Consider the following 7,659-nt stretch of genomic DNA (forward strand, 5'->3'; position numbering starts at 1 on the left):
ACATACCCTCCCTCTTTTCTGAAAAAACGGCTTCCAATCTTGTCGAAATGGTGAATGCCGTCACTCTGGATGATTCAACGTTGCACTTCCTACTGAAAATGGCGTTGTAACCCCTTCATACATCAAATGCATCGACATCCCCGCGGCAGCGTGCACAAGGTTATGACAGTGATCCATCCATAGTCCTGGATTATTAGCAACGAAAGCCACCTCATACGTATCCCCAGGCTGAACATCTAGCGTATCCGACCACCATGGACTGCCTGTGGAAGGCTTGCCGTTGCGAGATAGGACGAGAACATGATGACCATGTAAATGCATCGGATGCTCAACATTTCCACGATTAACGAACGTCGTTTTAACCAGATCCCCTTCCTTCACCATAAACATCGGCGCATCAGGGAACACTTTTCCATTCAGTGTATAGAGGAAATCGAAATTTCTGTTATAGAAGCCTAGTTTATTATCTAAAATCAGTGTGAAATCTCGATCGAATTTGCTGCCCGCATCAATAGGTGTGGCCTTCGGACTGCCATAGGTAAGCGGATCGAAAGCTACGGTTTGCGGCAGCTCAGGAACGTTCCCTTGGCCATCAGCTGACAGGAGAATGCCTCCGTTTTTATTCGTTCCCACATTTAGATAGACAGGATGATCCGGCATAACAAACGTTAGATCAAATCGTCCGCCAGTTGGCACAATGACACGTGTATTGGTCACGAGATCCGGCTTATTCAAATCTGTCCCATCGATAGCCGCCACTTCAAAAGGAGTACCCACGAGCGTATAGGTTTGATTGACCCAATCATCTGTGTTGATGAGCCGCATACGGACAGGCGTCCCAGGAGCGACTATTTGACGGTCCAATTCATCATTGGCGCCAATAGCGAACGTATTCTTCCAACGATGAGTCATAACCGTGATATCTTTGAACGGAATTGTAAATGTTGTTGTATCTGCAACCTCTTTTGGCTCCACAATCAACGCTCCGAAAAGCCCCATACTCACCGCTTCTTGTGAATCCTGATGGGAATGGTACCAGAAGCTGCCCACCTGCTCGGCGCGAAAACGGTACGTATAGGTTTCACCTGGCATAACCGCATTTTGTGTGGCTCCAGCTACGCCATCTTCGGCGTTTGGTACATCCAAACCGTGCCAATGGGCGGTAACGCCAACGTCAATATCTTCGTTCGTTAGCGTGACTTCAATGAGTTCTCCCTCTTTCATACGAAGCTCAGGTCCAGGGATTTGACCATTATAGGTCCAAGCGTCCACTGTTTTGCCAGAGCTGAGTGTGACCGTTTTTTTCTGCGCTACGAGTGTAAAACGACGATCTGGCGTGCCCTCTTTCGGGCCCGTTAGGTCGGCTACTGATACCATGCTCGGCATATTGGACATAGCGGTCATGTCATGACCAAGGTGTTCGCTTACTGCGCCGCCGTAATCATGCGTTCCACTGGCCATGTCGATCTCGGCTGGTAGTACGCTTTTGTCCATCGCAAATGTAATGAAATAGTACCCGATACCAGCAGTCACGACGAGAACGCCTGTCATGGCACCAAAGCGCGCCAATAGTCGAGGTGCTTGATAGTTAGGTGCTTTACGTACCTGCTTGGCACGCAGATCGTGCCTCAACCAAAGTCCAGCGGCTAAGACAATAAAGACTGCGAGCGGAATGCTGATTTCTAACCATTGGAAAGGAATTGGCGGTACAAAGGTGAAATATAATGACGTTACTGCGCTAAGCGCGGTTAATTGATAAGGAAATATAAGTCCAGGGCTAGCGGCTCTTTGGAACATAGCAGGCTCAATTGTGGTACTACTTTCGGCTAAGCTTATCTTGGTTAGCGAGCGAAGCTTCAGCAGCTTAGGAACGGCCACGAACCATATGCTCAAAAGAGGAACAACGACTAGCGGCGCTTGTAGGAAGATGCGGTCCTTCCAGAAAATCGGGTCCATATTCATCTGCAGCCAGACAATGGCAGCTACAATTGCTGCTGCAGGAATGATGGGAAACCATGCCCAGAAAAGCAGCTTGCGCGTCTTGCGGTGCAGTTTCTCTAAGCTTCCACTGTACAATAATCGGGAAGCCTTGACGCTTCCGATCCATGTGAAAATGACGAATAAAACACTTACGGCTAATATAGTTTGAATACTTGCGTTATACACGATGAAAACCCTCCTAAACTCGATACGTCAAGTATAGTCCCCCTGCCCTGCGCATCAAACCGTCTGGAGACCAATGGGCAACCTAGACTAAAGTTGGGGCCGCTTTTTCAAAAAATACACTAGTAAAAGTTTGGAAATAGTTTGCGTTTTCATAAGTGGTGTGTTATGATAAATCCAATCGACAAATAGAACCTGAATTCACATATTGTAAAGGGTTTTCATTTTTGTTAGTGAACCTTATACAATGTGTGAATTTTTTCTCTTTGAAGAATAAAAAACATGTTAATAATTTTTGGAGGTATTTCACAATGGCTACTGGTACAGTAAAATGGTTTAACGCAGAAAAAGGTTTCGGTTTCATCGAAGTTGAAGGCGGCAACGATGTATTCGTTCACTTCTCCGCAATCCAAGGTGACGGTTTCAAAACTTTGGACGAAGGTCAATCCGTTGAATTCAGCGTAGTTCAAGGTAACCGCGGACCACAAGCAGAAAACGTTGTAAAACTGTAATATAATTAAAAAGACTGCCTTTACTTAAGTAATGGCAGTCTTTTTCAATTTAAAGCTATCTGACGCTTAGTACACTCTAAGGAGGTTTATCCATGTATTCCAGAAAAAAGTCGCTTGAAGAGATGCCTCTAGAAAATGTGACGGTATGGTCTTGTGAAAATGAAGGCTGTAAAGGCTGGATGCGAGATAATTTTGCATTCGATCACGTGCCGACATGTCATTTATGTCAGTCCACAATGGTTCGAAGTGTCAAGTTACTTCCATTAGTTAATAACACGAATAGTGATCAGAAAACGCTCAAAAAGGGCGTACAAATATAGCGTTATAGAACCCGGAGACATAGCTGTCTTCGGGTTTTTTGTGTTACCATGAGAAGAGTGAAATCAGAGACGACGGCGTTAGCAAGAGGACAACCCTCGTCAACCTTTGGGAGGTAGGCATGTCTGTGAAACCTAGAAAACGGCGCCAATGGCCGCTGCTGGTCGGTGCTTGCATCCTAGCTGCTGGTGCGGTCATTTTCATTGGAGACTCACCATTTGAAACATCGACCTCTTCGAATAAGGAGGTACCTGACCTCGTAGCGGCAACACCAGTACCAACCCCAACACCTCGTGTAGCTGTGGAGTTCCGCATGCTTGATCTGGATAGAGGCTGGGTGAAGTATGCGGACGGGATGGCTCATACTTCAGATGGCGGAGCCCATTGGCAGGAAGCCACAAGTACGGAAGCTCTGCCGACAGATGGCGAAGCGGCTACGAATGGATTGGAAGCGATCACAAAGTTGCTGAGCTTGGAGAGCGGGACTGGGAGTGCGGCGGAAGGAGCTTCAGCTACGGCTACGGCAACCTCAGGAAGCCCGAGCGTGGATATTGTTACGCTGAACGGGACTATGTTTGATGTGAAGCAGTCACAGTTCGTGACGCCGAAGATTGGTTGGGCGCTATTACCAAGCACAACGAATAGCAAAAGCCCACTCGTGCTCACCGTGGATGGTGGACAGAGTTGGATAGATGGCATGACGGAGGACGCGAAGGCGGTCATTTTAGGGGTGAAAGCGCAGCTGGCCCAGCTCAAAGCAGAGGCTTTGCTCTATAAAGATGAAGCTGGAGCCAAAGCAGCCATGGGTGCTAGCTGGAAGCTAATACCGGATCAGGCATCGCCAGGAGATATTGTACTTGTGCGCCATAAGGAGCCGGGCAGTATCGCTTGGCAGGGCAAAACCTACACACTTCAACCTTATGAAGCAGGATATTTTACGTATTTGCCAATTTCGATGAGTGTGAAGGCAGGTACGTATCCGATTGGTGATCAGACGCTGACCATCAAGGCGAAGAAGTTCGAGACGCAGTATTTGAAGGTTACTGAGCAAATGGAGAGTATGAAACAGGATACGACGCGCATCAACACCGATCAGAAGAAGATCGATCTGGCGCGAAGCAAGTCGGAGCCGAGTTTTTTGTTTAGCGGGCCGTTCGTGAAACCGATCGAAGGGATTTTGACCACGCCGTATGGGTACACCCGTTATGTGAACGGGAAATACGACAGCGCGCATATGGCCCTTGATCTGGCCGCCAAAGAAGGCACACCGATCAAGGCTACGAACGATGGAGTTGTCGCGTTAGCGGAACTCCTGTATTTGACCGGCAATTCCATCTACATTGACCATGGGATGGGGCTGTTCTCGCAGTACGCGCATCTCTCCGAGCTGCGTGTCAAACCTGGCGACCGCGTCAAGCAGGGCGACATTATCGGGCTTGTCGGCACGACCGGCTTCTCCACGGGGCCGCATCTGCATTTTACCTTCTGGGCACATAATATTCAGGCCAATCCGGACTTATTTTTTAATACAACCCCGTTTCAGTGGGTGAAATGATCGTGATGTGAAATGATCGTCAACTGAAAATTAAGAAGACTGTTCTCCCCTTCTGCGTATGAGCCAGGCTCGACGTGGAGGGGGTTTTGGCGTGGAGGATTGTGTATCGCCACATACGCACTCATCTACCTCACTCACCACACGCTACTCTTTACTCACTCATCTACTTCACCCACCACACGCTACTCTTTACTTGCACATCTATCACACTCACCACACGCTACTCTTTACTTGCACATCTATCACACTCACCACACGCTACTCTTTACTCATTCATCTACCTCACGCACCACACGCTACTCTTTACTTACTCATCTACCCACTCACCACACGCTACTCTTTACTCACTCATCTATCACACTCACAACACGCCACTCTTACCCCCTCATCTACCTCACCCGCAACAGGCTACCCATCTCACACTCAATCACCTCCCTCCCACCACACACAAAATAAATGGAAAAAATACAGCTAATTTCCCCGTATTCTTTCGAAATTCACGTTTAGATGGAAAATATGTAGTTATTTCGGCTTTTTTTGATGATTTTCTTGCATATGCTCGAATTTAGATGGAAATTTTCCAGTTAATTCGCTGAATCGGGGTAAAGCGATGAATTTAGCTGTACAAAATCCAGTTATTTTGCATGGGGAGGGTAGATGGGCAGGAGCTAGTAGTGTTTCACCGACACGCATGGTATAATAAGGAACAAATGTTCTAAAAATGGAGACGTGGCATGCTACCTGTTGTTCAGATATCAGTTCGTTCGCTTGTGGAATATGTGTTTAGCAGTGGTAGTATTGATACGGAATTTCGGTCGAGCAAGGCATTGAGAGATGGCACAAAGGCGCATCAGAGACTGCAGAAGCAATACGGAGAATCCGATCAGCATGAAGTGTATGTATCTGCGGAGATTGCGCATGAGGGGCTTTTATTTGTCATAGATGGGCGTTGTGATGGGCTGCTAACTGGGACGGATGATGGAGACACGCTTACGGTAGATGAAATCAAATCGACTTCCGGAGATATTGCGCTGATTGAAGAGAATTCGTACCCTGTGCACTGGGCACAGGCGATGTGTTATGCGTACATGGTGGCCCATGATCGTGGGCTTAGCCATATGCGAGTTCAGATGACGTATACACAGGTGGATACGGAGGAGACGCGGCATTTTGTGAGGGAAGCAGCTTACGATGAGCTTGAGCGGTTTGTGCATGAGGTGATTCAGAGTTACTATCCGTACGCACAAATGAAGTTTGACCATGAGCAGCGCAGGAATCAGAGCATCAAGGAGCTGCAGTTCCCTTTTCCGCAGTATCGTGAAGGGCAGCGCAAGCTGGTAGGAGCGGTGTACAAAACCATCCAAGATGGGCACAAGCTATTCGCTAAGGCACCGACAGGCATTGGCAAGACGATGTCGACGCTTTTTCCGTCGGTGAAAGCGATGGGGGAGGGCGTACTGCAGCGGTTTTTTTATTTGACGGCGAAGACGATAACACGGACGGCGGCAGAGGAAGCTTTTTACCTGTTGCAGGACAAGGGCTTGCAGCTACAGGTGGTTACGCTAACCGCTAAGGAGAAAGTGTGTTTGAAAGACGAGGTCAAGTGTACGCCGGCACACTGTGAGTTCGCGGATGGCTACTATGATCGGGTGAATGAGGCGGTGCTGGATCTGCTCAGGCAGGAAACGGTGATGACGCGTTCTGTGATTGAGACGTATGCGCGGAAGCACCGTGTGTGTCCGTTTGAGTTCTCGTTGGATGTGGCCTACGCGGCGGATGCGGTGATTTGTGATTACAATTATATCTTTGACCCGCGTGTGAATTTGAAACGGCTGTTCGAGGAGCAGAAGCGCAAAACAGCGCTGCTTATTGATGAGTCGCATAATCTGGTGGATCGAGCACGGGAAATGTACGCCAGTGAGCTGCACAAATCGGTTTTTCTTACACTGCAGCGTGAGTTCAAAGGTGCTAGTAAAGAGCTCCATGACGCGGCGAAGGCGATAAATGCCTATTTCATAGCGCTCCGCAAGCAGGTGGGTGATCGTGAGATGATGGTAGAGTCGGGGCTGCCGGAATCGTTGTTGGTGCATGTGGAAGCTTTTACAGCGGTGGCTGAAAAAGAATTAGCGAGATCCGCCGGTGGTAATCCGGTGAGTGCGGAACTCTTGGATGCGTATTTTGGCGCGCAGAATTTCTTGCGCATCTCGAAGCTGTATGACGAGCGGTATGTGACGCTAGTTGTGAATGACCGGAACGAGGTCAGCGTGAAGCTCGTGTGCTTGGATCCATCTCATTTGTTGCGGCAAATGGGGAAGGGATATCGGGCGCATGTATTTTTCTCGGCGACGCTGTCACCTTTGTCCTATTTCATGGACATGTTAGGGGCAGGAGATGACGATTATTCTGTGACGGTGCCGTCGCCTTTTGCAAAGGAGCAGCTGGAGGTTTTCGTGCAGCCGCTTTCGACCCGTTATCAGGACCGGGAACACAGTCGTACGCAGATTGCTCGTTCGATCTATGAGCTGGTCACGGGACGAGCGGGTAATTACTTAGTGTTTTTTCCTTCGTATGCGTATATGAGCAGTGTGTATGAGGCTTTTACAGATCTTGTAGGTGAGGCGGTGGACGAGTCGCAACCCAACGTACTCGTTCAACAGGCCAAAATGACAGAGGAGGAGCGAGAGCACTTTCTATCAGCGTTTCAAGCGGGAGCGGAGAAGACGTTAGTGGGGTTTGCGGTGATGGGCGGTATCTTCTCCGAGGGCATTGATCTTGTTGGCGATCGTTTAACCGGCGTCGTTGTTGTCGGTGTTGGCTTACCGCAGCTGGGGCCGGAGCGTAATCTGATCAAGGATTACATGGAGCGGACGGGCAAAAACGGCTACGATTACGCCTATGTTTACCCCGGCATGAACAAGGTGCAGCAGGCAGGCGGACGGTTAATTCGCTCCGAAACGGATCACGGCGTGCTGCTGCTGATCGATGATCGCTACCTGCAGCCGCGTTATCAGCGCTTGCTGCCGGAGGAATGGCGCGACTACAAGGTGCTGCCTGTGCAGCGTTAGGATCTGGACGCAAAAAGCCGCACCCCAAGGTTGACCTTGGAGTGCG

General features: G+C 49.0%; 5 protein-coding genes. 4 read left to right on the forward strand and 1 reads right to left on the reverse strand.

What is annotated here, in order from left to right; all coding sequences use genetic code 11:
• Positions 1-60: 60 nt before the first annotated feature.
• Positions 61-2,166 (reverse strand): multicopper oxidase family protein, encoded by a 2,106-nt coding sequence (locus tag GC096_RS39370; RefSeq protein ID WP_171633594.1) that lies wholly within the window; start codon positions 2,164-2,166, stop codon positions 61-63.
• A gap of 308 nt (positions 2,167-2,474) precedes the next feature.
• Between GC096_RS39370 and GC096_RS23320 the strand changes: the two genes are divergently transcribed.
• From GC096_RS23320 to GC096_RS23335, 4 genes are all read left to right on the forward strand, one after another.
• Positions 2,475-2,675 (forward strand): cold-shock protein, encoded by a 201-nt coding sequence (locus tag GC096_RS23320; RefSeq protein WP_047679716.1) that lies wholly within the window; start codon positions 2,475-2,477, stop codon positions 2,673-2,675.
• Positions 2,676-2,767: 92 nt separating this feature from the next.
• Positions 2,768-2,995, forward strand: coding sequence for a cold-shock protein (locus tag GC096_RS23325; RefSeq protein WP_056622331.1), 228 nt, complete (start codon positions 2,768-2,770; stop codon positions 2,993-2,995).
• A gap of 119 nt (positions 2,996-3,114) precedes the next feature.
• On the forward strand, positions 3,115-4,548 hold the full coding sequence (locus GC096_RS39145; protein WP_171633596.1) for a M23 family metallopeptidase: 1,434 nt from the start codon (positions 3,115-3,117) through the stop codon (positions 4,546-4,548).
• Positions 4,549-5,282: 734 nt separating this feature from the next.
• A complete protein-coding gene (locus GC096_RS23335) occupies positions 5,283-7,613 on the forward strand; it encodes an ATP-dependent DNA helicase (RefSeq protein ID WP_171633598.1) in 2,331 nt (776 codons plus the stop codon).
• Positions 7,614-7,659 lie beyond the last annotated feature (46 nt).

Source organism: Paenibacillus plantarum, from assembly GCF_013141695.1.
GTDB lineage: Bacteria > Bacillota > Bacilli > Paenibacillales > NBRC-103111 > Paenibacillus_E > Paenibacillus_E plantarum.

Coding starts and splice junctions, on each gene's coding strand:
- GC096_RS23320 (WP_047679716.1), top strand. CDS start 2,475: ATGGCTACTGGTACAGTAAAATGGTTTAACGCAGAAAAAGGTTTCGGT.
- GC096_RS23335 (WP_171633598.1), top strand. CDS start 5,283: ATGCTACCTGTTGTTCAGATATCAGTTCGTTCGCTTGTGGAATATGTG.
- GC096_RS23325 (WP_056622331.1), top strand. CDS start 2,768: ATGTATTCCAGAAAAAAGTCGCTTGAAGAGATGCCTCTAGAAAATGTG.
- GC096_RS39145 (WP_171633596.1), top strand. CDS start 3,115: ATGTCTGTGAAACCTAGAAAACGGCGCCAATGGCCGCTGCTGGTCGGT.